General features: G+C 37.4%; 1 protein-coding gene. It reads right to left on the bottom strand.

The window, feature by feature from the left end:
- Window positions 1-111 precede the first annotated feature (111 nt).
- The gene (locus DSM03_RS18890) at window positions 112-1,083 is read right to left on the bottom strand and encodes an IS110 family transposase (RefSeq protein ID WP_128763493.1); all 972 of its coding nucleotides are present in this window, start codon (window positions 1,081-1,083) and stop codon (window positions 112-114) included.
- Window positions 1,084-1,293 lie beyond the last annotated feature (210 nt).

Consider the following 1,293-nt stretch of genomic DNA (forward strand, 5'->3'; position numbering starts at 1 on the left):
AAGAACTGAGGTAAAAAACAACTCTTTTCAACATTAAATTTGAGACATACTTATCCTTTGCTAAAATCTGTAACTACAAATCTTAACTGTTATATTTATTTCTTTTTTGACCTATTCTTTAGCTGGAACAGATACGTAATTCTCATCGTAAGGTAATCCAGATTTAGCAATGGCAAAGGCTTGTTTTAATAGCTTATTAGCTACCGCGATCAACGCTAATTTTTTACTCTTGCCCTTAGCTACAATCCGTTCATAAATATCCCTGCAGCCCTTGTTGTGTTTACACGCATTAAACGCACATAAAAACAATAGATTTCTGAGTTTCTTGTTACCCACTTTACTGATCCTGCTCCTGCCCCTTACACTACTGCCCGATTCCCGTATTGTTGGGGTGACCCCTACATAACTGCAAAGCTGTGAAGCTTTCTCAAATTTAGAGAAGCCATCTGTTATAACAACTAAAAACAAGGCCGTTTTAATCCCTATCCCAGATATGCTGGTCAGCAATGTTAGTTGCTGTTGCTGATCCTGTTTTACAAGTTCCAGTAGACGATCTTCAATCCCTTTTACCTCTTTATTTAAATGTTTGAGATCACGCTTTAAAGACCTGTAAACATACTTAGATGGGATGCCTAGTACTTCTTCGCCGTGAAGTTTGTTCTTTGTGGCTGTGCGCTTCTTTAGATAACTATCCATTAGTCTGAACAGCTGCAGGCATTCTGCCTGTACATCACTGAGGGCATTATACAACGGGACTTCGTTAGACAACCCATAATTACAAATAGCTTTAGCATCGCTCTTGTCGTTCTTTACTTTAGCTAGTTTCATCTGAATGAACCGCTTGACTGACAAAGGGTTTACTACCGATACAGTAATACTGTTTTTGTAAAGAAACTGTGCAAGTCGATAGTGGTAATAGCCGGTGGCTTCCATAACTACCAAAGAATCTGAAGCTAATGTCTTGACAAGTAATTTAAAACCCTGCTCATCATTCTTAAATTGAGAATGACCACATTCACTGCCATAAACATCAAAGACATCCTTACTGATATCAACTCCAAAAGTTTCTTTATATTTATTCATAAGAACTGATTTTAGGAAAGAGCATACTACCTTAATCACAACAACTTGAAAACGAGGTCTGACCTCACAGAACTGAACGTGTTTGAAGTAGTAAAAGAGAGGGGATTATCAATGTTGTCGAAGTCACAAGCTTCACCGTATATAGTAACCTTAATCCTCTCTTTTGTTCTTTCTGATTAGACTATTAATTTAGGGAGAATCAAACTTAAG

The organism is Leeuwenhoekiella aestuarii, from assembly GCF_004104055.1.
Classification (GTDB): domain Bacteria; phylum Bacteroidota; class Bacteroidia; order Flavobacteriales; family Flavobacteriaceae; genus Leeuwenhoekiella; species Leeuwenhoekiella aestuarii.

Bases quoted from the DNA above. Each gene is read 5' to 3' on its own strand.
- DSM03_RS18890 (WP_128763493.1), bottom strand. From the start codon at position 1,083: ATGAATAAATATAAAGAAACTTTTGGAGTTGATATCAGTAAGGATGTC.